Annotated in this window: 25 protein-coding genes; 15 read left to right on the top strand and 10 right to left on the bottom strand. The window is 65.0% G+C overall.

Annotation, left to right across the window (positions count from 1 at the left end; all coding sequences use genetic code 11):
* Window positions 1-26: 26 nt before the first annotated feature.
* On the bottom strand, window positions 27-1,529 hold the full coding sequence (locus tag ACOQFP_RS02300) for a PucR family transcriptional regulator (RefSeq protein ID WP_421583313.1): 1,503 nt from the start codon (window positions 1,527-1,529) through the stop codon (window positions 27-29).
* 129 nt (window positions 1,530-1,658) lie between these two features.
* On the opposite strand from ACOQFP_RS02300, the gene gabT reads away from it, so the two are divergent.
* The gene (gene gabT, locus ACOQFP_RS02295) at window positions 1,659-3,023 is read left to right on the top strand and encodes a 4-aminobutyrate--2-oxoglutarate transaminase (RefSeq protein ID WP_206491932.1); all 1,365 of its coding nucleotides are present in this window, start codon (window positions 1,659-1,661) and stop codon (window positions 3,021-3,023) included.
* Between the two features lies 1 nt (window position 3,024).
* Window positions 3,025-4,476 carry an NAD-dependent succinate-semialdehyde dehydrogenase gene (locus ACOQFP_RS02290; RefSeq protein ID WP_421583312.1) on the top strand — a complete coding sequence of 484 codons (1,452 nt, stop codon included), beginning with the start codon at window positions 3,025-3,027 and terminating at the stop codon, window positions 4,474-4,476.
* 87 nt (window positions 4,477-4,563) lie between these two features.
* Here ACOQFP_RS02290 and ACOQFP_RS02285 read toward each other — a convergent pair whose 3' ends face one another.
* Both ACOQFP_RS02285 and ACOQFP_RS02280 read right to left on the bottom strand, forming a co-directional pair.
* Window positions 4,564-5,682 carry a Glu/Leu/Phe/Val family dehydrogenase gene (locus ACOQFP_RS02285; protein ID WP_421583311.1) on the bottom strand — a complete coding sequence of 373 codons (1,119 nt, stop codon included), beginning with the start codon at window positions 5,680-5,682 and terminating at the stop codon, window positions 4,564-4,566.
* A 185-nt stretch (window positions 5,683-5,867) separates the two neighbouring features.
* The gene (locus tag ACOQFP_RS02280; protein ID WP_206491929.1) at window positions 5,868-6,347 is read right to left on the bottom strand and encodes an Lrp/AsnC family transcriptional regulator; all 480 of its coding nucleotides are present in this window, start codon (window positions 6,345-6,347) and stop codon (window positions 5,868-5,870) included.
* Window positions 6,348-6,481: 134 nt separating this feature from the next.
* Here ACOQFP_RS02280 and pdhA point away from each other — a divergent pair, with 134 nt between their 5' ends.
* Genes pdhA through ACOQFP_RS02265 form a run of 3 tightly spaced genes read left to right on the top strand, consistent with a single transcriptional unit; the run spans window position 6,482 to window position 9,945 of the window.
* On the top strand, window positions 6,482-7,564 hold the full coding sequence (gene pdhA, locus ACOQFP_RS02275) for a pyruvate dehydrogenase (acetyl-transferring) E1 component subunit alpha (protein WP_341244957.1): 1,083 nt from the start codon (window positions 6,482-6,484) through the stop codon (window positions 7,562-7,564).
* On the top strand, window positions 7,561-8,565 hold the full coding sequence (locus ACOQFP_RS02270) for an alpha-ketoacid dehydrogenase subunit beta (protein WP_206491927.1): 1,005 nt from the start codon (window positions 7,561-7,563) through the stop codon (window positions 8,563-8,565). Before pdhA ends, ACOQFP_RS02270 begins: the two co-directional genes overlap by 4 nt.
* A gap of 48 nt (window positions 8,566-8,613) precedes the next feature.
* Complete coding sequence (locus ACOQFP_RS02265; RefSeq protein WP_421583310.1) at window positions 8,614-9,945, top strand: dihydrolipoamide acetyltransferase family protein; 1,332 nt, start codon at window positions 8,614-8,616, stop codon at window positions 9,943-9,945.
* 10 nt (window positions 9,946-9,955) lie between these two features.
* On the opposite strand, the gene ACOQFP_RS02260 is transcribed toward ACOQFP_RS02265, so the two are convergent.
* Together ACOQFP_RS02260 and ACOQFP_RS02255 are read right to left on the bottom strand one after the other, a co-directional pair.
* On the bottom strand, window positions 9,956-11,122 hold the full coding sequence (locus ACOQFP_RS02260) for an NAD(P)/FAD-dependent oxidoreductase (protein WP_421583309.1): 1,167 nt from the start codon (window positions 11,120-11,122) through the stop codon (window positions 9,956-9,958).
* The gene (locus ACOQFP_RS02255; protein ID WP_206491924.1) at window positions 11,119-11,616 is read right to left on the bottom strand and encodes an Lrp/AsnC family transcriptional regulator; all 498 of its coding nucleotides are present in this window, start codon (window positions 11,614-11,616) and stop codon (window positions 11,119-11,121) included. Before ACOQFP_RS02255 ends, ACOQFP_RS02260 begins: the two co-directional genes overlap by 4 nt.
* Before the next feature lie 169 nt (window positions 11,617-11,785).
* Here ACOQFP_RS02255 and ACOQFP_RS02250 point away from each other — a divergent pair, with 169 nt between their 5' ends.
* Genes ACOQFP_RS02250 through ACOQFP_RS02240 form a run of 3 tightly spaced genes read left to right on the top strand, consistent with a single transcriptional unit; the run spans window position 11,786 to window position 13,698 of the window.
* Window positions 11,786-12,364: an antibiotic biosynthesis monooxygenase gene (locus ACOQFP_RS02250; protein ID WP_421583308.1), complete on the top strand. Its 579-nt coding sequence runs from the start codon at window positions 11,786-11,788 to the stop codon at window positions 12,362-12,364.
* 25 nt (window positions 12,365-12,389) lie between these two features.
* On the top strand, window positions 12,390-13,157 hold the full coding sequence (locus tag ACOQFP_RS02245; protein WP_421583307.1) for a tyrosine-protein phosphatase: 768 nt from the start codon (window positions 12,390-12,392) through the stop codon (window positions 13,155-13,157).
* A gap of 16 nt (window positions 13,158-13,173) precedes the next feature.
* Entirely contained in the window at window positions 13,174-13,698 is a 525-nt protein-coding gene (locus ACOQFP_RS02240; protein WP_421583306.1) for a peroxiredoxin, read from the top strand.
* Window positions 13,699-13,713: 15 nt separating this feature from the next.
* On the opposite strand, the gene ACOQFP_RS02235 is transcribed toward ACOQFP_RS02240, so the two are convergent.
* Complete coding sequence (locus ACOQFP_RS02235) at window positions 13,714-13,890, bottom strand: hypothetical protein (RefSeq protein WP_206491976.1); 177 nt, start codon at window positions 13,888-13,890, stop codon at window positions 13,714-13,716.
* Between the two features lie 28 nt (window positions 13,891-13,918).
* Between ACOQFP_RS02235 and ACOQFP_RS02230 the strand changes: the two genes are divergently transcribed.
* Window positions 13,919-15,046 (top strand): class I SAM-dependent methyltransferase, encoded by a 1,128-nt coding sequence (locus ACOQFP_RS02230; protein WP_421583305.1) that lies wholly within the window; start codon window positions 13,919-13,921, stop codon window positions 15,044-15,046.
* Between the two features lie 3 nt (window positions 15,047-15,049).
* Here the strand turns inward: ACOQFP_RS02230 and ACOQFP_RS02225 are convergent, their stop codons facing one another.
* Complete coding sequence (locus tag ACOQFP_RS02225) at window positions 15,050-15,475, bottom strand: hypothetical protein (RefSeq protein ID WP_421583304.1); 426 nt, start codon at window positions 15,473-15,475, stop codon at window positions 15,050-15,052.
* Window positions 15,476-15,673: 198 nt separating this feature from the next.
* Between ACOQFP_RS02225 and ACOQFP_RS02220 the strand changes: the two genes are divergently transcribed.
* Complete coding sequence (locus ACOQFP_RS02220; RefSeq protein ID WP_206491918.1) at window positions 15,674-16,519, top strand: Bax inhibitor-1/YccA family protein; 846 nt, start codon at window positions 15,674-15,676, stop codon at window positions 16,517-16,519.
* A 67-nt stretch (window positions 16,520-16,586) separates the two neighbouring features.
* Here the strand turns inward: ACOQFP_RS02220 and ACOQFP_RS02215 are convergent, their stop codons facing one another.
* Window positions 16,587-17,807 carry an acetyl-CoA C-acetyltransferase gene (locus ACOQFP_RS02215; protein ID WP_206491917.1) on the bottom strand — a complete coding sequence of 407 codons (1,221 nt, stop codon included), beginning with the start codon at window positions 17,805-17,807 and terminating at the stop codon, window positions 16,587-16,589.
* Window positions 17,808-17,879: 72 nt separating this feature from the next.
* Window positions 17,880-18,893, bottom strand: coding sequence for an SGNH/GDSL hydrolase family protein (locus ACOQFP_RS02210; protein WP_421583303.1), 1,014 nt, complete (start codon window positions 18,891-18,893; stop codon window positions 17,880-17,882).
* A 96-nt stretch (window positions 18,894-18,989) separates the two neighbouring features.
* Here ACOQFP_RS02210 and ACOQFP_RS02205 point away from each other — a divergent pair, with 96 nt between their 5' ends.
* Window positions 18,990-20,372 carry a cystathionine beta-synthase gene (locus ACOQFP_RS02205; protein ID WP_206491915.1) on the top strand — a complete coding sequence of 461 codons (1,383 nt, stop codon included), beginning with the start codon at window positions 18,990-18,992 and terminating at the stop codon, window positions 20,370-20,372.
* Between the two features lie 57 nt (window positions 20,373-20,429).
* On the opposite strand, the gene ACOQFP_RS02200 is transcribed toward ACOQFP_RS02205, so the two are convergent.
* Entirely contained in the window at window positions 20,430-21,602 is a 1,173-nt protein-coding gene (locus ACOQFP_RS02200; protein ID WP_421583302.1) for an acyl-CoA dehydrogenase family protein, read from the bottom strand.
* Between the two features lie 81 nt (window positions 21,603-21,683).
* Here ACOQFP_RS02200 and ACOQFP_RS02195 point away from each other — a divergent pair, with 81 nt between their 5' ends.
* From ACOQFP_RS02195 to mdo, 4 genes are all read left to right on the top strand, one after another.
* Window positions 21,684-22,856, top strand: coding sequence for a cystathionine gamma-synthase (locus tag ACOQFP_RS02195; RefSeq protein WP_206491913.1), 1,173 nt, complete (start codon window positions 21,684-21,686; stop codon window positions 22,854-22,856).
* A complete protein-coding gene (locus tag ACOQFP_RS02190) occupies window positions 22,853-23,629 on the top strand; it encodes a glutamate racemase (RefSeq protein WP_206491912.1) in 777 nt (258 codons plus the stop codon). Before ACOQFP_RS02195 ends, ACOQFP_RS02190 begins: the two co-directional genes overlap by 4 nt.
* 121 nt (window positions 23,630-23,750) lie before the next feature.
* A complete protein-coding gene (locus ACOQFP_RS02185) occupies window positions 23,751-24,935 on the top strand; it encodes an MFS transporter (RefSeq protein ID WP_341243356.1) in 1,185 nt (394 codons plus the stop codon).
* A gap of 199 nt (window positions 24,936-25,134) precedes the next feature.
* The gene (gene mdo / locus ACOQFP_RS02180) at window positions 25,135-26,406 is read left to right on the top strand and encodes an NDMA-dependent methanol dehydrogenase (protein WP_341243355.1); all 1,272 of its coding nucleotides are present in this window, start codon (window positions 25,135-25,137) and stop codon (window positions 26,404-26,406) included.
* The last annotated feature ends 34 nt before the right edge of the window (window positions 26,407-26,440 follow it).

The raw sequence follows: 26,440 nt of genomic DNA, 5'->3' as shown, positions 1-26,440 counted from the left end.
CCGATGGTTCATTTCGCAGGCTCCACTCACGCCGCCGCCGCCACCGCCAGCAATGACAGCAACAACTCTGCCCGCACCCGCGCAGACGTCAAATCCACTGCGAGCAACTCCTCGCACCGCGTGATCCGGTTTCGCAAAGTGTGACGATGAACCGACAGGTTCGTCGCCGCAGTTTCCCAGTGCCCGTTGGCCTCGAGGAAAGCCCGAAGCGACCCCACCAGGTCGGCGTTGTGATCGCGGTCGTAGTCGGCCAGTAACGCAACGGTCGTGGCGGCCATGGCGCGTAGCGACTCCTGTACCGGTTCCGAGGCCAACAGCATGGACCCGGAGAATTCTACGATGCGATCGCTCGGCCCGGCGGCGGCGCACGCGAGAGAGGCCTGCCGAAGGGCCACAGGAGATTCGGTGATAGGTCGCCGCGAACTGAGACCGGCACAGGCCGATCTCGGCAGCGAATCCATCAGTTGTGCCACGAACATGGCGTCGTCGGAGCCGCGCAACAAGAGCGTGCCGCCGGAGTCGGTGACTCGGGCGAAGGTGGGCCGCGACCGCAGCCGACACTGCGCATCGAATGCCTCGATGATCCGCTCGGACGGTGCGCGGACCACGGCGACCCGGATGGACGAATCGTCGTCGGCCGCGTCGGCGAGATAGCTCGGTAGCGGCGAATCGACCGAAGAATGCAGATGCCCGTCGAGCAGCAACCCGAGTGCGAGGGTGTTGAGCCGGGATTGCTCGGCACGCAGGCGCGCCGGCTTCTCGAGTTCGAGCGTGACAAGTGACACGGCATGCCCCAGCAGGATTTGCTCGACGCCCGTCATCGGGCCCGCGGTGCGAATGGCGAGGAAAGTCGGGCCGCTCCCGGTGATCGGCACCGAGTGGAGACTGACGGTTCGGCCGGGTTCGCTGACCGACACAGTGGCCGGTGTCGACGACGGACGGATGCTGCGGGCGATATCTGCCGCCTGCTCGACGAGATCGGATGCATCCATCGGATGAAACGACTCGGTGCGCGTGCCGATCAGCGCCACCGACGTCGAGGTGGCGACGGCGAGTTCACGGACGATCGCCTCCACCCCTCCGTGCAATGCTGCCCTGGTGATCCGGTTCTGTACCGCCGCCGCGCGAACAACCCGCTCGTACTCCTGCTCGGAGAGGCGTTTCATGACCGCGCGAATGACGGCAGCGAACGGAATGTCGTACGGAACCTCCACGACGGGAAGCCCGACGTCCTCGGCCGCGTCGAGGATGTACGTGGGAATGGTGCTGTGCGAGAGACCGATTCCGAAACCGAGGCAGCCGACACCAGCGGCCGCGAGAGTGCGGACATAGGTGTCGAGGGCAGGACCGTCGGAGTCGAAGCCGAGTCCGGTCGTCAGAATCAGTTCACCGCCCGACAGCCAGGGGCTGGGATCGGTGAGCTCGGTTGCCTGCGCAAAGGTGATGGGAGCAGCGCTGCGCTCGGGTCCGCCGCGATGACTCAATCGAAGCGATCGCTGCCGTAGCAGCCAGGACAGTTGCACACTCACATCTGGCACTGTAATGCCCTATCGACGAAATGGTGTCCGATCTAGCGTCGTGCTGTACAAAATGGCAGGTCCCACCAGGGTGTGTGCGGTCGCATACTTGCTCGAACAGCCCACACGAAAGGTGCGAACATGGCCTCGATCGAGTACCGACTTCCGCAGGAGCGCAGGATCGTCACCGCCTTCCCCGGACCCGCGTCGACTGCCTTGGCGGCGCGACGCAAGGCCGTCGTCGGCGCCGGTGTGGCGTCCACACTGCCGGTCTACGTAGCCGACGCCGACGGCGGTGTCGTCGTGGATGTGGACGGCAACTCGTTGATCGATCTCGGTGCCGGAATCGCCGTGACGACCGTCGGTGCGTCCAACCCGGCCGTCGTTGCCGCAGTGCAGGATCAGGTCGCGCACTTCACCCATACCTGCTTCATGATCGCCCCGTACGAGGGCTACATCGCTGTTGCCGAGAAGCTCGCCGAATTGACACCCGGTGACCACGACAAGCGCACTGTCCTGTTCAACAGTGGTGCCGAGGCGGTCGAGAACGCGGTCAAGATCGCCCGTCACGCCACCGGCCGCTCCGCCGTCGTGGTGTTCGACCACGCGTATCACGGACGCACCAATCTGACGATGGCACTGACCTCGAAGTCGATGCCGTACAAGAGTGGCTTCGGCCCCTTCGCGCCGGAGGTGTACCGGGTCCCGATGTCCTACCCGTTCCGCGAAGGCACCAACGTCGACGGCTCGCCGATCACCGGTGCCGACGCTGCTGCCCGCGCGATTTCAGCGATCGAAAAGCAGGTGGGCGCAGGCAATCTCGCCGCCATCGTGATCGAGCCGATCCAAGGCGAAGGCGGCTTCGTCGTTCCTGCCGACGGATTCCTGCCTGCCCTGGTGGCATGGGCGCGAGACAACGATGTCGTGTTCGTCGCCGATGAGGTGCAGTCGGGGTTCACCAGGACCGGGGCCTGGTTTGCCAGCGAACACGAGGGCATCGTGCCGGACCTGATCACGATGGCGAAGGGCATCGCGGGTGGGATGCCGTTGGCGGCAGTCACCGGCCGGGCCGACCTGATCGACGCCGTGCACCCGGGTGGACTCGGCGGTACGTACGGCGGCAACCCCGTTGCCTGTGCTGCGGCACTGGCGTCCATCGAGCAGATGGAGACACTCGATCTCAATGCCCGCGCCCGCGACATCGAGCGCATCGTGCTCGGTCGGCTGCAGGCATTGGCCGCCGAGGTCGGCATCATCGGTGAGGTCCGCGGCCGCGGAGCCATGCTCGCCGTCGAACTCGTGCTGCCGGGTGGACGCGAGCCGAACCCCGAGGCGACCAAAGCCGTTGCGGCTGCGGCGCTCGCGGCGGGCGTCATCGTGCTCACGTGCGGTACCTACGGGAACGTGATCCGACTGCTTCCTCCTCTGGTGATCTCCGACGAACTACTCGATGAGGCGCTCACCGTCCTCGAAGACGCGCTTCGCAGCGCGGGACAGGGTCTCTGACATGTTGGCTCGTGATGTGATCGCGTCCGTGCCCACCGACATGTGGCTCGGCGGCGTCCAGACTCCGTCTGCATCGGGTGCCCGGTTCGCCGTGCTCGATCCCGCTACCGGTGAGGAACTGACCACCGTCGCCGACGCGACAGCCGCCGACGGAATCACCGCGCTCGATCAGGCGGCCGCGGCCCAGTCCGAGTGGGCGGCGACGCCTCCACGGGTGCGAGCGGAGATCCTGCGGCGAGCCTTCGACCTCCTGCACGCCCGCGCAGACGAGTTCTCCCTGTTGATGACGCTCGAAATGGGAAAGTCGTTGGCGGAGAGCCGCGGTGAAGTGAACTACGGCGGTGAATTCTTGCGCTGGTTCAGCGAGGAGGCCGTGCGCATCGGTGGCCGGTTCACCTCGGCACCGGCAGGCAACGGTGCAATCCTGGTGACCAAGTCGCCGGTCGGCCCGGTACTGGCCATCACCCCGTGGAATTTTCCGTTGGCGATGGGCACGCGCAAAATCGGGCCGGCACTGGCCGCGGGATGCACGGTGATCGTGAAACCGGCCGAGGACACCCCGCTCACGATGCTGCTCCTCGGACAGGTCTTCGCCGACGCGGGTTTGCCGAGGGGCGTGCTCTCGATCCTCCCGACCTCCGATGCCGGTGCCGTCACCGGGCCGCTGATGAAGGACCCCCGGCTCAGGAAGGTCACGTTCACCGGATCGACCGAGGTGGGAAAGTTGTTGGTACGCGGTGCCGCCGACCGGCTGCTACGGACGTCGATGGAGTTGGGCGGCAATGCCCCGTTCATCGTGTTCGACGACGCGGATATCGACGCCGCAGTCGACGGAGCGATGCTGGCCAAGATGCGCAACGGCGGCGAGGCATGCACGGCGGCCAACCGCCTCTACGTCGCGAACTCGGTGCGTGAGGAGTTCACCACGAAGTTGACCGCCCGGATCGAAGCTCTGACGGTCGGCCCGGGGGAGCAGGACGGCACCGACATCGGTCCGCTCGTCAACGACAAGCAACGCCGATCAGTGGCTGCCCTCGTCGATGATGCAGTGGCGAAGGGAGCGCGAGTGCGCACCGGGGGTACGACGCTCGGAGGATCTGGATTCTTCTATGCGCCTACGGTTCTGGACCAGATCCCCGATGATGCGCAGTTGTTGCGGGCCGAGATCTTCGGCCCCGTCGCGGCGATCGTCGGATTCGACACCGAGGACGAGGCGATCGCTGCGGCGAACGACACCGAGTACGGGTTGGTGGCGTACTTCTTCACCGAGAACCTCGACCGCACCCTGCGGGTATCGGCGGCACTCGACACCGGCATGGTCGGAGTCAATCGCGGTGCGATCTCCGACGCCGCGGCACCGTTCGGAGGCGTCAAGGAATCGGGATTCGGACGCGAGGGCGGCTCGGAGGGTATCGAGGAGTACCTCGAAACCAAGTACATCGCGCTTCGATGAGCGGGCACCGATAGCGCCGCTGCGGGCCGAGGACGCGGAGATCCGGTCGCTCGGCCCGCAGCGGAGCGCATCGGACCGAACTGCCGATCAGCGCTCGGCAGCGGCGATGCGGTCCTCGGCGAGACGGTCGGCCGCTGCTCCCAACAGGATGCCCTCGGCACGAGCGATCGCGAAGATGCCGGCAACGGTGTCACCGATCTTGCCGATGGTGGCCATCACCTGCGCCGAATCCCTTCCGCGTAGTTCGCCTTCCACCTGAATCAAGCCGCCCGCGTTGGCGACGTAATCGGGTACCCAGACGATTCCGCGAGCGGCCAACATCGCCTCGACGTCGGGGGTGAGCAGTTGGTTGTTGGCCGCGCCGCAGACGATGGACGCCGACAAACGGGCCGCCGAGGAGGCGTCGAGCGTCGCGCCCATGGCGCAGGGTGCGTAGACGTCGATATCGGCACCGATGATGTCCGACGCGATCCGCACTCCGGGGAAGTCGTCGACGATGCGATCGAGTGCGGGTGCGTAGGAGTCGCTGACGAGCACCTCCGCGCCGGCCTCGCGGAGCAGGGCGACGAGGTTGTATCCCACCTTGCCTGCACCTTCGACTCCGATGCGCTTGCCGTTCAGATCGTCAGAACCCCAGCAGGATTCGGCTGCAGCACGCAGGGACAGGAAAACTCCCAGTGCCGTCTGCGGGCCACTGTCGCCGGTGCCGCCTGCGGTGGTGTTCTTGCCCACGACGTGTGCGGTCTCTTCCGCGATGATGTCGAGATCGTCACTGTTGGTGCCCACATCGCCTGCCGTGACATAGGTTCCGCCGAGCGATTCGACGAAACGGCCGTATGCGTTGAGCAGCGTCGGGGTCTTGACCGCGGTGGGGTCGCCGATGATCACAGCTTTGCCGCCGCCGAGGTCGACGCCCGCAACGGCTGCCTTGTAGGTCATTCCGCGCGACAGGCGTAGGACGTCGGTCAACGCATCCTGCTCGGATGCGTAGGGGTAGAAGCGAGTTCCGCCCAGAGCCGGACCGAGCACGGTGGAGTGGACCGCGATGATCGCGCGCAGCCCGGTGTCACGATCCTGGCAGAACACGACGCGCTCGTGCACGCGGTCCTGCGGCAGGTCGTGACGGTCGAAGACGCCTGCCGTCGAGGACAGGGAGCGGGGCGGGGTGCTGGCTACGGCGGCGGGGTGGTCGGCAACGACGGACACAGGCGGACTCTTTCGGTGATGAACGGCGGTACCCGAACGCGGTGGTACCCGGAATGGTTGTCCGTCACAGGGTGTCGCGGAGGTGCACGGTGGTCAACCTCTGTTGCCGGGACTGCGCATGTTGCACGGTGTGGCCTCGTGAGATCGGACCGAGGTGGTCGGGTTGCTCAGGGGGAGCGGGTTACTCAGCGGCGTCGGTCGCCGGCGAGTTGTTCGAGCAGCGGCTTGGTGCGGTACTGAATCAGTTCCGACATGGCGATGGACATGTTGGTGCGCTCGACTCCCGGTATGTCGAGGATGAGTCCCGCGATGCGATAGAGGTCGTCGGCGTCGACAGCGGCGATTCGGATATGCAGATCGGCCGCCCCCGAGAGCCCGAACACCTCGAGTATCTCCGGGATCGTGCGCAGATGTTCGGTGACCGCCGCCAGTGTGTGTTGGTTCACCTGTGCGGTGACGAACGCCTGCAGCGGACGACCCAGCGACTTCGGCGGGATGCGGTGATCGATCGGGGTCAGTGAACCCTTTTCGTCCCACCGTCCGAGTCGCGCCTGCACTGTGTTGCGAGAGAGCCCCAGCGTGGTCGCCAGTTCGACGCCGGTGGCGCGAGGCTTGGCGCAGAGGGCGAGAAGGAGTCGGGCGTCGGTCTTGTCCAGATCGGTCATTGCGCACTTTCTGTAGCTCGTTCGATACCCAATATTGTGCATGGTGCTCAGTTGTGAAGACGTCACTTGTGCACGCTGGATGTCAGTGGTGTCCTTGTGAAGGACATCACACCACGACGGAGAGTGCCACGACCATGAACACCACCTCGCTGGTTCAGCTGATCAAAGAGTCGGGAACAGTGGTCCACAACGGGACCTACTCGCCTCTGGTCGCAGACATCGACACGGCCGCGCTGATGGACATGTACCGCGATCTCGTCGTGGTTCGCCGCATCGACACCGAGGCCACAGCACTGCAGAGGCAGGGTGAACTGGGACTCTGGGCACCGTTGCTGGGGCAGGAAGCTGCGCAGGTCGGATCGGCACGTGCGCTCGACACCGAGGACTTCGTGTTCGCCAGCTACCGCGAGCACGGCGTCGCCTACTGCCGCGGGGTCGATCCGACCCGGATGCTGCGGTTCTGGCGCGGATCGACGCTCTCCGGCTGGGACCCGTACGAATACCGGATGACCACTCCGGCGATCATCGTCGGATCACAGGGTCTGCACGCGACCGGATACGCGATCGGCATGCAACTCGACGGAGCCGAGGGTGCCGCCATCACCTACTTCGGCGACGGCGCGACGAGTCAGGGTGACATTTCCGAGGCGCTCGGCTTCGCCTCCAGTTTCCATGCCCCCGTGGTGTTCTTCTGCCAGAACAACCAGTGGGCGATCTCCGAACCGGTGACCGTGCAGACGAAGGCGACGATTGCCGCACGCGGTGAAGGGTACGGAATTCCCTCGGTACGCGTGGACGGAAACGACGTGCTCGCCGTCCTGGCAGTGACCAGAGCGGCGTTGGCACGAGCCCGAGAAGGAAGCGGCCCGACGCTGATCGAGGCCGTCACCTACCGCATGGGCCCGCACACCACATCCGACGATCCGACTCGATACCGTTCCGGTGCAACCGATGACGAATGGCGTGCCAAGGATCCGATCGACCGAATCGAGAAGCTGCTCAAGCGAATCGGAGCGTTCGACGAAGAGTTCGCCGCCTCGGTGAAGCGCACCGCCGACGAGGTCGCCGCCGCACTTCGTCGTGGCTGCCTCGAGACCGTCGAGCCGACGGCGATGTCGGTGTTCGACAACGTCTACGCCGACCCACACCCACTCCTGGACGACGAGCGGGCCCACTTCGCCTCGTATCAGGCAGGATTCGAAGGAGTCACCTCATGACCACGCTCGAACGACCCACGAGTCTTCCCTTGGGCAAGGCCATCAACGCCGGTCTGCGTCGGGCGATGGAGGACGACCCGAAAGTGCTGCTGATGGGCGAGGACATCGGCAAGCTCGGTGGCGTCTTCCGCATCACCGACGGCCTGCAGAAGGACTTCGGCCCGGGCCGCGTACTCGATATGCCACTGGCCGAATCGGGCATCATCGGCACCGCAGTAGGTTTGGCGATGCGCGGATTCCGGCCGGTGTGCGAGATCCAGTTCGACGGCTTCATCTACCCGGCCTTCGACCAAATCGTCTCTCAGGTAGCCAAACTGCACTACCGCACAAGCGGAAACGTCAAGATTCCGATGACGATTCGCGTGCCGTACGGCGGCGGAATCGGTGCCGTCGAGCATCACTCGGAGTCGCCCGAGGGCTACTTCGCGCAAACCGCAGGCCTTCGCGTCGTCACCTGCAGCACTGCAGCCGACGGCTACTCGATGATTCGGCAGGCGATAGCCAGCGATGATCCGGTGCTGTTCTTCGAACCCAAGCGCCGCTACTGGGAGAAGAGCCCGATCGACCTGGACTCCACCGATCTCGCCGCCGCCTACCCCCTGCACCAGGCACGGGTGGTCACCGAAGGTACCGACGTCACACTCATCGCCTACGGACCGCTCGTGTCCACCGCCCGCAAAGCTGCCGAAGTTGCTGCCCACGAGGGGATATCGATCGAGGTCATCGATCTGCGATCGCTCTCGCCGATCGACTTCGAGACGATCGAGGCCTCGGTGCGCAAGACCGGACGGCTGGTCGTGACTCACGAGGCTCCCGTGTTCATGGGCCTCGGCTCGGAGATCGCCGCTCGAATCTCCGAACGGTGCTTCTACAACCTCGAGTCACCGGTGCTGCGCGTCGGCGGTTTCGGTACCCCGTACCCCGCGTCGAAGCTCGAGAAGTTCTATCTCCCCGATGTCGATCGGATCCTCGACGCGGTGGACCGCTGCCGCTCGCACTGAACTCACTTCTCACGCCCGCCGCCGATAGATACCGAACAGGATTCGACGATGCCCACGATCAAGAGCTTTCCGTTGCCCGACCTCGGGGAAGGGCTCACCGAGGCCGACCTGCTGACCTGGCTCGTCGGCGTCGGCGACACCATCGAGTTGAATCAGAACATCGCCGAGGTCGAAACGGCCAAGGCCGCGGTCGAACTTCCGTCTCCGTTCGCGGGCGTCGTTGCTGCGCTGCATGTGTCCGAAGGTGACACCGTCGAGGTCGGAATGCCGATCATCGACATCAGGGTCGGTGGTGCGGACGCGGACACGGCCGAATCGGCTGCCGTCGAACCAGTTGCCGTCGAAGCAGCAGTCGCCGAGGAAGGGAGCTTCGAAGCGGGGGTCACGCGCGCTGCCGAGGACGGTGCCGAACGCGTCCCGGTTCTCGTCGGATACGGGGTGGTGGAGGAAAGCTCGAGCAGACGCGGCGGCCGAGGAACGAGCCCGGTCGCAGCGGAAGCGAACGCGCAGAACGGAAAACCGTTGGCTGCGCCGCCGGTACGCAAGCTTGCAAAGGACAACGCCGTCGACCTTGCCCAGGTACCGGCCAGCGGATCCCACGGGGATGTCACCCGTGAGGACATCGAGAGCTATCTGCTCGAGGACGACGCGTCTACCGAGCAGGTAGAGCAGCCGCTCGGCCGTGAAGAGCGCACACCGATCAAGGGAGTGCGTAAACACACGGCCGACGCGATGGTGCGCAGTGCATTCACCGCGCCGCACGTCACCGAGTTCGTCACCGTGGACGTCACCGAGACCCTGACGCTGTTGGATACTCTGCGGACATCCGAGCACTTCGCGAACGTACGGTTGACCCCACTTGCATTGGTCGCCAAAGCGGTTCTCGTTGCGCTGAAATCGAATCCGTCGCTCAATTCTTCCTGGGACGAGGCCGCGCAGGAGATCGTCACCAAGTACTACGTCAACCTCGGCATCGCCGCTGCAACCCCGCGCGGACTGATGGTGCCCAACATCAAGAACGCGCAGGATCTGTCGCTGGTGGATCTCGCGCGGGCACTGGCCGAGCTGACACGTACTGCCAAGGAGGGCAAGAGCAGCCCCGCCGATCTGGCCGAGGGAACGATCACGATCACCAACGTGGGGGTGTTCGGAGTCGATGCCGGTACCCCTATCCTCAACCCAGGTGAAGCCGCCATCCTGTGCTTCGGGTCGATACGCCGGATGCCGTGGGAGCATCAGGGCGAGATCGCATTACGGTCGGTGACAACCTTGTCGCTGTCGTTCGATCACCGACTGGTCGACGGCCAGCAAGGGTCGCAGTTCCTTGCACTCGTCGGACGGCTGATGTCCGATCCGATGAATCTGATCGCTCTGGGCTGAGCCTGCACGATCAGTGCTCGGCGCGGATCGACAGGCCGGGACGATCGGGCGCAAGATCCGCGGCGTGCAGGCCTCGTTCGGCTACGTCATTCGGAAGCGCCTGTCCGCGAACGATTGCCGCGCCCACGCGGGCGAGTGCCGCGCACGTCTGGATTCCGTACCCGCCCTGCCCGGCACACCAGAACAGACCCTCGATGTTCGGATCGAATCCGACAACAGGGGTGCGATCGGGAACGAAGCTACGGAGCCCAGCCCAGGACGAACGAACATGGCGCGCCGTCAGCGTCGTGGCCTCGGCGATGTCGTCGAACGCCCGGGCGATCTCCAACTCGTCCGGGCGGGCGTCGCTCGGTTCGGTGGGAGTTTCGTCCGCGGGAGAGCACAACAGTTGTGCGCCCTCGGGCTTGATGTAGAACTTCTCGTCGATGTCGCTCAGCGTCGCGAGATCGGAGGTGTCGAGTCCTTCGGGTGCGGCCACCATGAACACCGATCGTCGCATCGGGACGAGTCCGATGGGGTCGGCACCGGCCATCGAGCCGAGCACGTCCGCCCAGGCACCCGCCGCGTCGACGAGGAGCGGAGCGACATGGGTCGTCCCATTCGAGGTCGCCACATGCCACTGGCCGTCGACGCGTTCGAGCGAGGTCACCGCAGCACCGGTATGGACCCGTCCGCCGCGTTCGCGCAGCCCGCGTACGAAGCCCTGATGCAATGCATGTACGTCGACCTCCATCGAATGCGGTTCGTAGAGAGCGCAATCGATCAGTTCGGGACGTAGCGGAGGAAAGAACGTGTGCGCCTGGCCAGGGGAGACGAGTTGGGCGTCGGGTGTGAGGCTCTTGATGTCGGTGTGCATCGCCTCGAGTGCGGGGCCTCGCCCGGTGGCAGCGAACTGAAGTAGTGGTCGCGGAGTGAGGAGTTCGGATCGGAAGGCCTCCGGCGGGTCGACCAGGAAGTCGCGGCTGGCTGTTGTCAGTGCGCGAATAGTGCTGTTGCCGTAGGTTTCCAGGAACAGCGCGGCCGATCGTCCGGTGGTGTGAAAAGCCAAGGTCTTCTCGCGCTCGAGCAGTGTGACGCGGCGATCGCTCGCGAGCTCGTAGCCCAGAGATGCCCCGCCGATGCCACCGCCGACGACGATCGCGTCGGCGAGGTGGGTGTCGCGGGCAGAGGTGCTCATGACTTTCTCCCGTTCGTCTTCTCGGTGTACCACTGCGCTCCTGGACCGACGGCCTCATCGAAGATCAGCCACGTCCGGGTCGACACTATCCCGTCGAGGCCCTGCAGTTCGTCGAGCACCAGATGCCGTAGGGCCGACGTGTTCGGAGCCCGGACCAGTACGAGCGCATCGAAATCACCACCCATGAGGCTGACGTGTTCGACGAACGCCAACGTGCTCAGCTCGTCGGCCACGGCGCGCCAGGAGTCCTGTCGAATGGACAGTGCCACGTACGCGGACGCCCCGACGCCGGCCTTTTCGTAGGCGATGCGTGCGGTGAAGCCCTCGATGACTCCTTCGTCGATCAGGCGGTCGACGCGCACATAGGCGTGAGCGCGGGAGATGTGCGTCGCTTCGGCCAATGCCCGCATGGACATACGTCCATCGCGGCTGAGTTCGGTGACGATGCGTCGGTCCACGTCGTCGAGCGCGTACTCGGGTTCGGTCTCTGCCATCCGTCCATCCCAGGAGGTTCGAGGGGCACAATGATGGACGAATTGTCGCCCATGGTCGTTCGTGAAGCCGTTTCTCTTCGATTGTGCTCTCGATTTGATGGTCGGTCCACTGGAGACCACGCTGTGTAGAACATTCGAGTTCGGGAAGAACGCGCAGAAGGGGCATCGAATGACCGCGACCGACACGCTCGATCACGTCACGACCTCGGTCGCCCGACGTGTTCGACAGGGCCAAGAGACAGAGTTCGTGGAGTGGACCGATCGAGGCATCGATCTCGTCCGGACGTTTCCCGGGTTCCTCGGTGGCGGCTGGCTGCGCAGCTCCGGAGAATCGAGCGACTACCACGTGGTGTATCGATTCGAGACCCACGACCACCTCGAGGCATGGATGCGTTCACGAGCCCGGCGCAGCTGGCTCAGCTCAGGGCGTTCGATCGCCGACGATGTTGCAACACATCGGCTTTCCGGCGTCGAAGGATGGTTCGAGCCGCAGTCGACCCTCACCGAGGCGGTGCGAGTGATCGGTGGACCGCCGCCGCGCTGGAAGCAGGCGGTGTCGATCGGCGTGGCCTTCTACGCCGTCAGTCTGCTGGTCAACATTCTTCTCACTCCTCATCTGGACACCCTGAACGTCGCTCTGCGCACGGCTCTGGTGGTGATGACGTGCACGCCGCTGATGGTGTATGTGGTGATGCCGTTCGTCACCGCGCGGCTGCGTCACTGGCTCGTGCCGCGCAGCGAGGGGTAGCACGAGAGTCGGTACAGTCGAGGCCATGCCCGACGCCGCTGTGCACAACCAATTCGCTCTGGACGGGGCGTGGAACTTTCGCGATCTCGGTGGTGCTCGTACGAGCGACGGCGCGAGGGTCAGGCCTGGATTGTTCTATCGTGCTTCCGAATTGAGCGCCCTGACCGAATCCGGACAGCGCACCGTTGCCGACTTCGGGATTCGCACGGTGTTCGACCTTCGTGGTGAATCCGAGATCGAACGCAGCGGCACAGATCGAGTTCCCTCGGGCGTGGAGTCGATCTCGGTGCCGTACGTCCGAGCCCGCGGCGAGCGCGCTCCGCACGAGGCCTCGATCCACACCGAGCAGAACCAGGTGGACAACATGATGCGGGCGTACGCGTCCTACCCGACTCTCGACGGGGCCTCGCACGCGATCAAGGCAGTGGTGCACGCGCTCATCGAGCAACGTGGTGCGGTGCTGGTGCATTGCGCTGCAGGCAAGGACCGAGCCGGATGGACGGTTGCGACCGTACTGCGGGCCGCGGGAGTCGTTGAGAGCGACATCCTCGCGGACTACCTGAGAAGCAACGAGGCGGTCGAACCCCTCCTGGCTCACCTGCGCCGAATCTGGGCGGGCACCGAGCCGGACGCACGTCCTACCGAGGCCATGCTGGGTGTGCGAGCGTCCTACCTCGAACACGGACTGGCGGCGATGGAGACCAGCTACGGCTCGTTCGAGGGCTATCTGACGCACCTGGGTATCGACCGCAGTCTCCGCCGACAGTTGGCGGACGCCGTTCTGGACCACTGAGCGGTAGCCTCGCTCCATGCGTATCGGCACCACTGCACCCGAGTTCGAACTCGCCGATCATTCGGGCGAGCGTCGTGCGCTCACCGAGTTGACTGCCGCAGGCCCCGTCGTGTTGTTCTTCTATCCCGCGGCCAACAGCCCGATCTGCACCGCGCAGGCATGCCATTTCCGGGATCTGGGCACAGAATTCGAGCGCCTCGGTGCGCAGCGCATCGGGATCAGTACCGACACCCGCGATCGCAATCAGCACTTCGCGCTCCAGCGGGCGTTCGATTTTCCACTACTGTCCGATTCCGACGGCGCTGTTGCCGAGCAGTTCGGGGTGCGGCGAGGAGGGTGGCTCACTCGCAAGCGTCGGCTTCGCGAACTCGAACGAGGACACTCGACTGCTGCTCGACGTGGACTTGTGCGGCAATTGCTGTCCGTGAAGCGGACGACCTTCGTGATCGACAGGCACCGAGTGGTACGCATGGTCGTGCGGAGCGAGCGCGGTCATGTCCACGCCACCAAGGCATTGGACTACCTGCGCTACTTGTCGTGACGGTGGCTGAGATCGCTATTCGTTCGCGCCGCTGAACAGGGCGGTGTAGACGGCCGGCTTCGAGGCCTCGGCGCGCGCATCGGTCGACGCGTCGTCGGGGTGGCTGAAGAGCGCCTCGTTCTTGTCTTCGGGTTCCATTCCCAGAGCATGCCCCTGATCGAGTGCAATAGCCACTCGCCGCGCTGAATGCATGCGTACAGCGCAGTGGGATACTGCACCGATGCCCGAAGAATCGCTGTTCGACGCCCTGCGCCGCGAGCCCGACGTCGAGGCACCCAACCTCTATTCCGTCGACGCGGCGGACCGACTCGTTCTCGACACCTTCGACCAACATCCGGGCATCGACCGAGCGGCACCGATCGCGGTGATCGGCGACCGATACGGCGCGCTCACGCTCGGAGCAATTGCACTGGGCTCGAAAAACGTGCGGGTGCATCAGGACGCGGTCACCGGCGCGCGGGCGCTCGAACTCAACGCCGCGCGGGTGGCGATGACCGGCGCATACACCCAGCACGAACTCGGTGCCGAGTTACTCGACGGCGTCGCGGCGGTACTGATGCAGCTACCGAGAAGTCTGGCCGAACTGACCGAGATCGCGGAACACATCGCAGCCCACGCCCCTGCGGAGGTGGTTCTGTTGGCCGGAGGGCGAGACAAACACATGACCCCCGCGATGAACGACGTACTGCGACGGTCGTTCGAGACGGTGACGGCAGGTCGAGGACGGCAGAAGGCGCGAGTGCTCACCGCGACCGGGGCGGTGGCGTCGGGCATGACGTATCCGGTGAGCAAGCGGATCGCCGACCTGGACATGACGGTGGTCGCACACGGTGCGGTGTTCGCCGGAGCCGGCCTCGATCTCGGGACGCGTCTTCTGCTCGAGTACCTGCCCAAGATGTTGCCGCATGCCCGCACGGCCGTCGACTTAGGGTGTGGCACAGGAATTCTCGCAACAGAGCTGGCTCGAAGCAGGCCCGGCCTCCAGGTGATCGCCACCGACCGTTCCGCCGCAGCGACCGCCTCTGCGGCGGCGACGGCCGCGGCCAACGGAACCGAGATCTCGGTGATCGTGGACGACGCGATGTCGACCTTCGAGTCCGAGTCGGTCGATCTGGTCGTGTGCAATCCGCCGTTCCACGAAGGCGCGGCAGTGCACACGGGTGGGGCGAGCAAACTGTTCGCCGCAGCCGGTCGGGTCCTGCGGCCGGGCGGACAACTGTGGACGGTGTTCAACACCCATCTGAACTATCGCCGCGAACTGGCCGAGGCCGTCGGCCCGACCGATTCGATGGGACGAAACAGCAAGTTCACCGTCGCCCGCTCGGTACGCCCGAGCGAGCGGCGATAGGCCTCAGGTGACCGGGCCGCCGTCTTCCGGGGTCCCGTCGATCTGACCCCGGTTTCGACCGCGGTCCTCGACGAGAGTGCCCTCGACGATCTCGGCCTGCCGCTGGCCCTCCGCGTAGTCGATATCGGGATCCTCGTCCGATTCCTGAACGACGTGGTCGACCAGTTCCTCGGTCAATTCCTCGTCGGGAGTTTCGGTGATCGGTCGGTCGAGCTCGTCCTCGGTGGTGACGTCGGGCTCTTCCTCGCTGAGTTTGAGGTCCAGGCTCTCGCCCTCGGCAGCTTCACGAGCGGTGGTGCCGAAGCTGTTGGCCTCGCTCCAGTGGTCGGGTGCGTCGACCACGGTGTCGCCGTCGTCGTTGCGTACCTCGTCGGAGTCGAGGCTTTCGCTGGTGTCCAAGGTTTGGTCGGGTCCGTCTTCGATAGCCATTTCCTCATAGTGCCCGTTTCGATTCGGCGTCACACATTCGGTCGTCTCAACGGATCGAGGCTGCACCCGGTAGAGTCCGATTTGTCCGTCGTAGAAGTTTTCCGCTTGGGAACTTTTGTCCGGATGCCAGACGTTCTACAAGAGACCGACGGGGAGATCCCCGGTGGGGATCAGAACTTTACGAAGGGAAGAGTCACGGTGCGCACCTCCAGCAACCCGGTGTTCCGCAACCTGCCCAAACAACAGGGCGGCGGCTACGCCACATTCGGATCTGCGACGGCTGGAGCCTCGCAGGCCGCAACGTTCGGTCAGCATCCCGGAACGCAGACCGACCCGTACACCACCCAGCCGGCTCAGCGGGCCATGACGATCGACGATGTCGTCACCAAGACCGGCATCACCCTCGGTGTGCTGACCGTCACGGCGGTCATCTCGTACATGCTCGTCCAGAACAACAACGCTCTGGCCATGCCGTTCGTTGTCGTCGGTGGTCTCGTCGGTTTCGGTCTGGTCATGTTCGCGACCTTCGGCCGCAAGATGGACAACAAGGCGCTCGTGCTCGCGTACGCGGCGGCCGAGGGCATCTTCCTCGGAGCCCTGTCCTTCGTGTTCACCTTCCCGATTCAGGGGGTCGGAGCCGGGACCCTCATCTCGCAGGCCGTGCTCGGCACGTTCGGCGTGTTCTTCGGCATGCTGATCGTCTACAAGACCGGTGCAATTCGCGTCACCCCGCGCTTGACCCGCATGATCGTCGGTGCCCTCATCGGCGTCGTCGTGCTGATGCTCGGCAACCTGGTTGCCAGCTTCTTCATGGACGGTGGATTCGGCCTGCGTGACGGCGGACCCATCGCCATCATCTTCAGCCTCGTCTGCATCGGCATCGCCGCGTTCAGCTTCCTGCTGGACTTCGACCAGGCCGATCAGCTGATCCGCGCACAGGCTCCCGAGAAGGCAGCCTGGGGCGTCGCCCTCGGCCTGACCATCACCCTGGTGTGGCTGTACATCGAGATCCTGCGTCTGCTGAGCTACTTCCAGAACGACTAGTACTCACGCGAAAATGCCCCGCCACTCCGTTCGGAGGGCGGGGCATTTGTCGTCGGTACCGGTGAGATCAGCTCAGACGCTCGAGCACCATGGCCATGCCCATGCCGCCGCCGACGCACATGGTCTCGACGCCGAACGTCTTGTCATGGGTGGTCAGGTTGTTCAGCAGGGTGGTGGTGATGCGGGCACCGGTCATCCCGAACGGGTGGCCGACCGCGATGGCACCGCCGGAGACGTTCAGCTTGTCCTCCTCGATACCGAGGTCGCGTGCCGAGCCGAGGACCTGCACGGCGAAGGCCTCGTTGATCTCGAACAGATCGATATCGGAAATCGACATACCCGCGATCTTCAGTGCCTTGCGGGTGGCCTCGATCGGGCCGAGACCCATGATCTCGGGGGACGTTCCGGTGACTCCGGTGGACACGATGCGCGCCAGCGGGGTCAGTCCCAGCTCCTTCGCCTTCGTGTCGCTCATGATGACGAGCGCTGCGGCGCCGTCGTTGAGTGGGCAGGCGTTACCTGCGGTGATGGTGCCGTTGGGGCGGAAGACCGGCTTGAGCTGGCTGATCTTCTCGTAGGTGGTGCCTGCACGGGGCCCGTCGTCGGCGGTGACGACGGTGCCGTCGGCCAGAGTCACCGGGGTGATCTCCCGCTCGAAGAATCCGGCGTTGATCGCTTCCTCGGCGCGGTTCTGGCTGCGGACGCCCCAGCGGTCCTGGTCCTCGCGGGAGATGCCGGTGAGCAGCGCGACGTTCTCGGCCGTCTGGCCCATCGCGATGTACGCGTCGGGCAGCTCGCCGTTCTCGCGGGGATCGGTCCAGCTGTCCGCACCCTCTTCCTGAGCCTTCTTGGTCCGGGCCTCGGCGTCGGCGAAGATCGGGTTGTGGCTTTCGGGAAGCGAATCGGAGCTGCCGTGGACGAAGCTCGATACGCTCTCGACGCCTGCGGAGATGAACACGTCGCCCTCGCCCGCCTTGATCGCATGCAACGCCATCCGGGTGGTCTGCAGCGATGACGAACAGTAGCGGGTGATCGTCGTTCCTGGCAGCGAGTCGTAGCCTAGCTGGACCGCGACGATACGAGCGAGGTTGTTGCCCTGCATGCCGCCGGGCAGGCCGCAGCCCAGGAGAAGATCGTCGATGTCCTTCGGATCGAGCGAGGGCACCTTGGCCAATGCAGCGGCGACCATCTGAGCGGTGAGGTCGTCGGGACGAATGTCCTTGAGCGAACCTTTCATCGCCCTGCCGATCGGTGAACGCGCGGTGGCGACGATAACTGCCTCGGGCATGGAATCTCCTTCGTGTCGATACTGTGTCGGCGCTGAGTTACCGCCGGGTAGGGCAATGTCTCCTGTCCGAACTTACAACCCCGAAGATCCGGCACCGGTACGACGTCCGAGATCCTCCGATGCCGTGCTGATCTCGGCGTCGAGCTCAGCGGTTCTGCGTCGCAGGAACCGGTCGAGAGCGGCCGTGGCGCGGGGGATCGCCCTCCGCGACTCGACGGCTGCAGATACGGTCGGCAGCTCGGGCAGCGGGCCGCCGTGCCACACGCCGAGGGCGGATGCGAGCACCGGCAGAATCTGCTGAGCAGCCAGTTCGTACCCGGCCGCCGACGGATGAAAGCGATCGGCCGAGAACATGGTGTCCGGGGCCGCGAGAAACTCCGGGGCGAGCAGATCGGCCAGCGCCACCGGATGGCCGCCCGCGCCGAGCGTCCTGGCCGTCTGCGCGTGGGCCAGGCGTCGACCCCAATTGCGAACGACGGTGCGCAGCGGTTGCGGAATGGCCGTCACGACACCGAGATCCGGGCATGTGCCCACAGCGACGACGCAGCCCTTGGCCGTCAGTCGCCCGACCGCGTCGCCCAACCTGGCCGCCGATGCGGGAATGGAGAATTTCTTGGTGACGTCGTTCGCGCCGATGAAGATCACCGCCGCGTCCGGCGGCGGGCCCGCGACGAACATGGCGTCGACCTGACCTTCGAGGCCCTTGGAGGTTGCTCCCGCAATCGCTTTGGTGCTCAATCGAATTCGTTGGCCGGTTTCCTCGGCGAGGCCGCGTGCGAGGAGAACTCCTGGAACCTCGTCGGCCACGGTGCAGCCCACCCCGGCCGCTGTGGAGTCGCCGAAGATCATCAGGTGAATATCTGCCGAACTTCCGATCCGCCATCGCTCCGGCGCAGTGCACCCCGCGGTGTAGACGCCGTCCGCCTCGGGAGGTTTGGCGGTGGTGCGGCCGATGACGCCGCGTGCCGCAGCGGCCTGGGCCATCAGATGCCGATACGCGGCCCAGGACGCAGTACCTGCTCCGGAGCCTGCAAGGACTGTTGCGGCGCTCGCCTTCGCAGCGGTACGCCATCCGCTCGCCGTCACAGATCGATCCCTCTCCTCGCGCCGTCGAGACCATCGTATGCGGGTCTCGACGGCCGTGGCCGAGAGTGCACGATGCCCATCTGGGAAGATGGGGAAATGCGCATCGCTCAGCACATCACCGAACTCATCGGCAACACCCCGCTGGTGAAGTTGTCCACCGTCGTCGGCGACGGCGGCGGCACGGTCGCAGCCAAGATCGAGTACCTCAACCCGGGTGGGTCGTCCAAGGACCGCATCGCGGTCAAGATGATCGACGCCGCCGAGGCCGCAGGCGAATTGAAGCCCGGCGGCACCATCGTCGAGCCCACGTCCGGCAACACCGGCGTCGGCCTCGCACTCGTTGCTCAGCAGCGCGGTTACAAGTGCGTGTTCGTGTGCCCCGACAAGGTCGGTGAGGACAAGCGCAACGTACTACGCGCTTACGGAGCCGAGGTCGTCGTCTGCCCGACGGCCGTTGCACCGGAGGACCCCAACAGCTACTACAGCGTCTCCGATCGACTCGTCCGCGAGATCGAAGGAGCCTGGAAGCCGAATCAGTACTCCAACCCGGCCGGCCCGGCCAGCCACTACGAATCCACAGGCCCCGAGATCTGGGCCGACACCGACGGCAAGATCACTCACTTCGTCGCGGGCGTCGGCACCGGCGGCACCATCTCCGGCACCGGCAAGTACCTCAAGGAGGTCTCCGGCGGCAAGGTCAAGGTCATCGGCGTCGACCCCGAAGGATCTGTCTACTCCGGCGGCACCGGACGCCCGTACCTCGTCGAGGGGGTCGGCGAGGACTTCTGGCCGACCGCCTACGACCCGTCCATCCCGGACGAGATCATCGCCGTCTCCGACGCGGATTCGTTCGACATGACCCGTCGCCTGGCCCGAGAAGAGGGTCTGTTGGTCGGTGGCTCGTGCGGAATGGCTGCCGTGGCTGCGATTCAGGTTGCCGAGCGCGAAGGGCCCGACGCGTTGGTCGTGGTACTGCTGCCCGACGGCGGCCGCGGCTACCTGGCCAAGATCTTCAACGACTCGTGGATGTCCTCGTACGGATTTCTGCGCTCACGCCTCGACGGCAAGACCCACGAGACCTCGGTCGGTGAGGTTCTGCGCGGGAAGTCCGGCGCGCTGCCGGACCTGGTGCACACCCATCCGTCGGAGACGGTGCGCGATGCGATCGAGATCCTGCGCGAATACGGCGTCTCGCAGATGCCGGTCGTCGGTGCGGAGCCGCCCGTCATGGCAGGCGAGGTCGCAGGCAGCGTCACCGAGCGCGAGCTGCTCAGCGCCGTGTTCGAGGGTCGCGCTGCACTGGCCGATCCGGTCGCCCAGCACATGAGTGAGCCGTTCCCGTTGATCGGTGCCGGTGAGACCGTCTCCGATGCCACCAAGGCGCTCGGGGAATCCGATGCGTTGATGGTGGTCGAAGAAGGTAAGCCGGTCGGCGTCATCACTCGGCACGACCTGCTCGGATTCCTCAGCAAGGCGTAGACCGTCGTGCGCCTTTTGCGTACCTGGGGGTACGCAAAAGGCGCACGATCGGCAGCGTTACCGGACGGCGCTCGAGCCCGTCAGCGCCTGTCCGATCACCAGCTGATGGACCTCGGACGTACCCTCGTAGGTGAGGACCGACTCGAGGTTGTTGGCATGCCGGAGCACCGGGTATTCCAGGGTGATTCCGTTGGCGGCCAATATCGTTCGGCATTCACGAGCGATCTTGATGGCCTCGCGCACGTTGTTCAGCTTGCCCAGCGACACCCGTTCTCCTGGTAGTTCGCCCTTGTCCTTGAGTCGGCCCAGATGCAACGCCAACAGCTGGCCTTTGCCGAGCTCGAGGGCCATGTTCGCGAGCTTGGCCTGAGTGAGCTGGTACGCGCCGAGCGGCTTGTCGAACACTGCGCGGGTCTTGGAGTATTCGACCGCCGATTCGATGCAATCTCGCGCCGCCCCCATCGCGCCGAAGACGATGCCGAATCGAGCCTCGTTGAGGCAGCTCAACGGTCCGCTCAGACCGCGCGCCTCGGGCAGCATCGCCTCCGCGGGCAGTCGGACGTCGTCGAAGACCAACTCGCCGGTGATCGAGGCACGAAGCGAGAGCTTCTTCTTCACCGTGTTGGCGGTGAATCCGGGGGTGTCGGTCGGTACGACGAAACCGCGGATCTTGTCGTCGGTCTGAGCCCAGACGACGGCGACGTCGGCGACCGGACCATTGGTGATCCACATCTTGCTGCCGTTGAGGATCCAGTCGTCACCGTCGCGTTTGGCGCGGGTGAGCATGCCGCCTGGGTTCGACCCGTAGTCGGCCTCGGTGAGCCCGAAGCATCCGATCAGCGAGCCCTCGGCCATCCCGGGGAGCCACTGCTGCTTCTGCTCTTCCGAGCCGTACTTCCAGATGGCGAACATGGCCAGCGAGCCCTGTACCGAGACCAGGGACCGGATACCGGAATCGATGGCTTCGAGTTCGAGGCAGGCCAGGCCGTATGCCGTCGCGGAGGTGCCGGCGCAGCCGTAGCCCTCGAGGTGCATGCCCAGCAGTCCCAGGGAGCCCAGCTCCTTGGCCATTTCGCGCGCCGGAACGGTGCCTTCGTCGAACCAGTCGGCGATGTGCGGACGGATACGCTCGTTTCCGAACTTTCGGACGGTGTCCCTGATCTGTCGTTCCTCGTCGTCGAGGAGTGAATCGATCGCGAACAGTTCGTCGACGCTCTGGGAGTTGGCCACGGTGCCTCTTTCCGCTGGGGGTGGTCTTCGCAGGTTACCCACGCCTCTGCCGGGTGGCGCAGGCCGATTAGTGTGGAGGGCATGAGTGAGCAGCGCAGCAAGGCAGACAGCGACCTGTGGCAAGGATTTTCGACCAAGGCGGTACACGCCGGTTACGAGCCGGATCCGCTGACCGGTGCGGTGAACGTGCCGATCTACGCCAGCTCCACCTTTGCTCAGGACGGCGTCGGCGGCATGCGCAGCGGTTTCGAGTACGCGCGCACCGGCAACCCGACGCGGCGGCCGCTCGAGGCCAATCTGGCAGCCATCGAGTCCGGTACCTACGGCCGCGCGTTCTCCTCCGGCATGGCGGCCACCGACTGCCTGTTGCGTTCTGCGCTGCGTCCCGGTGATCACCTCGTCATTCCCAACGATGCGTACGGCGGCACGTACCGGTTGATCGACAAGGTCTTCACTCAGTGGGGCATCGAGTACTCCGTTGCCGCAGTCTCCGATGTCGACGAGGTGCGCGCCGCCATGCGTCCCAACACCAAGCTCGTCTGGGTGGAGACGCCGACCAACCCGCTGCTCAACGTCGGTGACATCGAGGCGCTCTCGGGCGTCGCCCACGAGGGTGGGGCCAAGCTCGTCGTCGACAACACGTTTGCATCTCCCTATCTGCAGCAGCCCCTGAGTCTCGGGGCCGATGTGGTGCTGCACTCGACCACCAAGTACATCGGCGGGCACTCCGATGTCGTCGGCGGCGCATTGGTGACCGACAGCGAAGAACTGGACACCGCGTTCGCGTTCCTGCAGAACGGCGCGGGCGGAGTTCCCGGACCGTTCGATGCGTTCCTGACCTTGCGCGGCATCAAGACTCTCGCGTTGCGGATGGAGCGGCACAGCGACAACGCCGAGAAGATCGTCGAATTCCTCGACGGCCATCCGGCCATTTCGCAGGTCATCTACCCCGGACTCGAATCGCACCCGTCTCACGCTGTCGCCGCGAAGCAGATGCGACGCTTCGGCGGCATGGTCTCGGTACGACTGGCCGGCGGTAAGCAGGCCGCCTTGGACTTCTGCGCGAAAACCGAAATATTCACTCTCGCAGAGTCTTTGGGTGGCGTCGAGTCGCTCATCGAACATCCCGGTGCGATGACTCACGCCTCGACGGCCGGTTCGTTGCTCGAGGTTCCCGACGACCTGGTGCGACTGTCGGTCGGCATCGAGGACGGTGCCGATCTGGTGGGTGACGTCGAGCAAGCACTGGCATGATCGTCGCACTGATCGACTCGGGCCTCGGCTTGGTTCCGACGGCCTCGCGGTTGCGGCAGATGCGTCCCGAGCTCGATCTGGTGCTGATGATGGACCCCGACAACGCCCCGTGGGGACCGAAGCCGGATCGGTGGGTGATCGACCGGGTGGTCGGCACGGCGCAGCACGCCGTCGAACTCGGTGCCGAGGCGGTCGTGTTGCCGTGCAACACCGCCAGTGTGACGGCGCTGAGTCACGTCCGGGCCGCGCTCGGCGAGTCGGTGCCGGTGGTGGGGACCGTTCCGGCGATCAAACCCGCTGCAGCGGTGAGCGATCGGATAGCGATCTGGGCGACGGCAGCAACGACGGCGAGTGCATACCAGGCGCGCTTGATCGAGCAGTTCGCCTCCCACCGGACGGTGACGAGCGTGGCGTGCCATGGTCTCGCGGATTCGATCGACCGCGGAGACGCCGATGGAATCCGCACGGCCATCGCCGCTGCCGTCGCAGCTACTCCCGACGACGTCGAGTCGATCGTGCTGGGGTGCACCCACTACCCCCTGGTGCTCGACGAGATCGTCGCGCAGTTGCCCGTCGGGGTGACGATGTTCGACAGTGCCGAGGCGGTGGCACATCAGACCGTCCGACGCGTGGACGAGATCGCCTCGGGCCGTTCCGGGACCGGACGGGTATCGGTATGGCTGAGCGGAACCGAGGGCGGCATGCCTGCGAGTGCGCAGCGCTACCGACAGGGGCAGGTGCTGCTCGGCGGAGTATCGGCCGAACACCACTGATTCCGCCGGGAATGTATGACGCTCCCACGCGTTGTCCTTCACGGAGCTAACGGTCAGCGGTGGAGGGAAACACATGGTCGGCGTCGCAGAGCGAAGTACAGCCCGTCGGAGTTCGGTGCGCATGCCGCATCGGTACGCGTTCTGGGTGGTCGGCGTGTCGTTCGTCGTTCTCATGGCGTCCTCGGCCGCCCCGTCCCCGTTGTACCCGGTGTACCAGCAGTCCTGGGGATTCAGCGCGATCACACTGACGACCATCTTCGCTGTGTACGCACTCGCGTTGCTGTCGACTCTGCTGACCGTCGGTAGTTTGTCCGATCACATCGGGCGTAAGCCGATTCTGATCGCGTCACTGCTGCTTCTGATCGTCGGCCTGGTGTTGTTCATCGTTGCCGACAGCGTGCCAGTGCTGATCGCGGCGCGAGTCGTGCAGGGAATAGCTGCAGGTGCGGCTACGGGTGCGATGAGTGCGGCGATCATCGATCTGCAGCCCGATGTGTCGACGGGGCCGTTGCTCAACAGCATCGCGCCGTCCCTCGGGTTGGCGGGCGGGGCTCTCGGCGCCGGATTGTTGGTGCAGTTGGCACCTGCGCCCGAGATTCTCGTGTTCGCGCTGCTGATCGCCGCTGCGGCAATCCTTGCCATTGCACTGCTGTTCGTTCCCGAGACCTCGGCGCTGCGGGGCTTCGATTCTCGTCGGCACCTCGCCTCGACGCTGCTGCCGCGAGCGTCGATCCCGAAGTCCGTGCGGGCACCGTTCTTTCTGATCGCACCCGCGTTGTTCGCCACCTGGTCGCTCGGCGGCTTTCACCTCTCACTCGGTCCTTCGATCATCGGAACCGTGTTCGGAATCGACAACCACATCGTCGGTGGGTTGGAGATATTCGCGCTGTTCGCTTCGGGTGCTGTCGCCGCGGCCGCAGTGCGCAACGGATTTCCGCGAACGGTGATGATGACCGGTGCGACGGTGTTGGCGGCAGGGGTCGCACTGACGCTGGTGTCGGTGCAGATCGATTCGATCGTGCTGTATTTCGTCGGTGCCGTGATAGCCGGCTCGGGTTGGGGAGCAACGTTTCTCGGCGCCATGCGGACCCTCGGTGCGATGGTTCCCGCCGCCGAGCGAGGCGGGGTGTTCGCCACGACGTTCGTCATCAGCTATCTCGCATTCAGCGTGCCGGCAGTGGTTGCCGGGCTCTCGGTGCACCGCCTCGGACTGAGCACGACGGTGCTGGTGTACGGGGCATTCGTCATCGCACTCGCACTGATATCGGTGGTGGGATTCTCGCTCGCGCAGCGGCGAGATCGCTAGTGGGGGTATCTCGGTCGAGCTACCTCTGCCGAGGATGAGCGCCCTGCACTGCCCGATCGGGTAGTTCGGTCGGGTCGTTGGCAGGGTTCGCCTCTCGAGGTGTTCCCAACGCGGTGCACGGCAGTGGAGTGTGTTCCTCAGTGAGACGCCGATCACAGAAGAAGGCGTCTTGTCACTCACACTCACCGAGGAGACACCGATGGTTATCGAGCTCAATCAGATCTGGGAATTCCCCATCAAGGAGTTTCACCCGCTGCCGCGCGCCAAGCTGGGAGTCGGAGCCCACGACATGATCGGTGTCGAGGCCAAGGAACTCGGATTCAAGCGCTCGCTGCTGGTCACGACCGGTCTGCGTGGGTCCGGAATCATCGAGGAACTCATCGGCAAGATCGAGTACCAGGGCGTCGAGGTGGTTCTCTACGACAAGGTCGAGTCCAACCCCAAGGACTACAACGTCATGGACGGTGCCGCCCTCTACCAGAAGGAGAAGTGCGACAGCGTCATCTCCGTCGGTGGTGGCTCGAGCCACGACGCCGCCAAGGGCATTCGTATCGTCGTCGCGCACGACGGTCGCAACATCAACGAGTTCGAGGGATTCTCCAAGTCCACGAACAAGCAGAACCCACCGCACATCGCCGTATCGACCACCGCCGGAACGGGTTCGGAGACCTCCTGGGCGTATGTCATCACCGACACCTCGGACATGGAGAAGCCGCACAAGTGGCTGGCCTTCGACGAGGCATCCACACCCACTCTGGCACTGGATGATCCGCTGCTCTACTACACCTGCCCGCAGCAGTGGACCGCGTTCTGCGGGTTCGACGTCCTGGCGCACGGTGCAGAGCCGTACGTCTCGCGTCTGGACTTCGCGCCCTCGCTCGGTAACGCGATCTACTCGATCGGGTTGGTGTCCAAGCACCTTCGCGAGGCCGTGTACGACCCCGGCAATCTGAAGGCACGCGAGGGCATGATGAACGCCCAGTACATCGCCACGCAGGCGTTCAACTCCGGCGGACTCGGTGTGATTCACTCGATCTCGCACGCGATCAGTGCGTTCTACGACAGCGCTCACGGTCTGAACAACGCCATCGCCCTCCCGCGGGTATGGGAGTACAACCTGCCCTCACGGTACGAGCGCTACGCAGAGATCGCGGTGGCCATGGGTGTCGACACCAAGAACATGACCACCGTTCAGGCCGCCGACGCCGCCGTGGAAGCTGCGATCAGACTGGCGAAGGACGTCGGCATTCCCGACAACTTCGGTTCGATCCGGTCCGCGACGTACGACAAGAACCGGATGAACACCGGCAAGTACGCAGGCAAGGGTGACGTGATCAAGGGCGACGAGAAGTCGGTTCTGAAGATCTCCGAGCACATTCAGGAAGATTGGTGCACCCCGGGCAACCCGCGCGAGGTCACCGTCGAGTCGATGATCCCGGTCGTCTCGCACGCGATCAACGAGTCGTACTGATGCTTCGCAGTGGTGCGGCTATGTGGCCCAGACG

It is taken from the genome of Rhodococcus sp. MALMAid1271 (genome assembly GCF_049195265.1).
Classification (GTDB): Bacteria; Actinomycetota; Actinomycetes; order Mycobacteriales; family Mycobacteriaceae; genus Rhodococcoides.
Note: the sequence above shows the minus strand (reverse complement) of the source record. Positions and strands in the feature narration are given on the sequence as shown.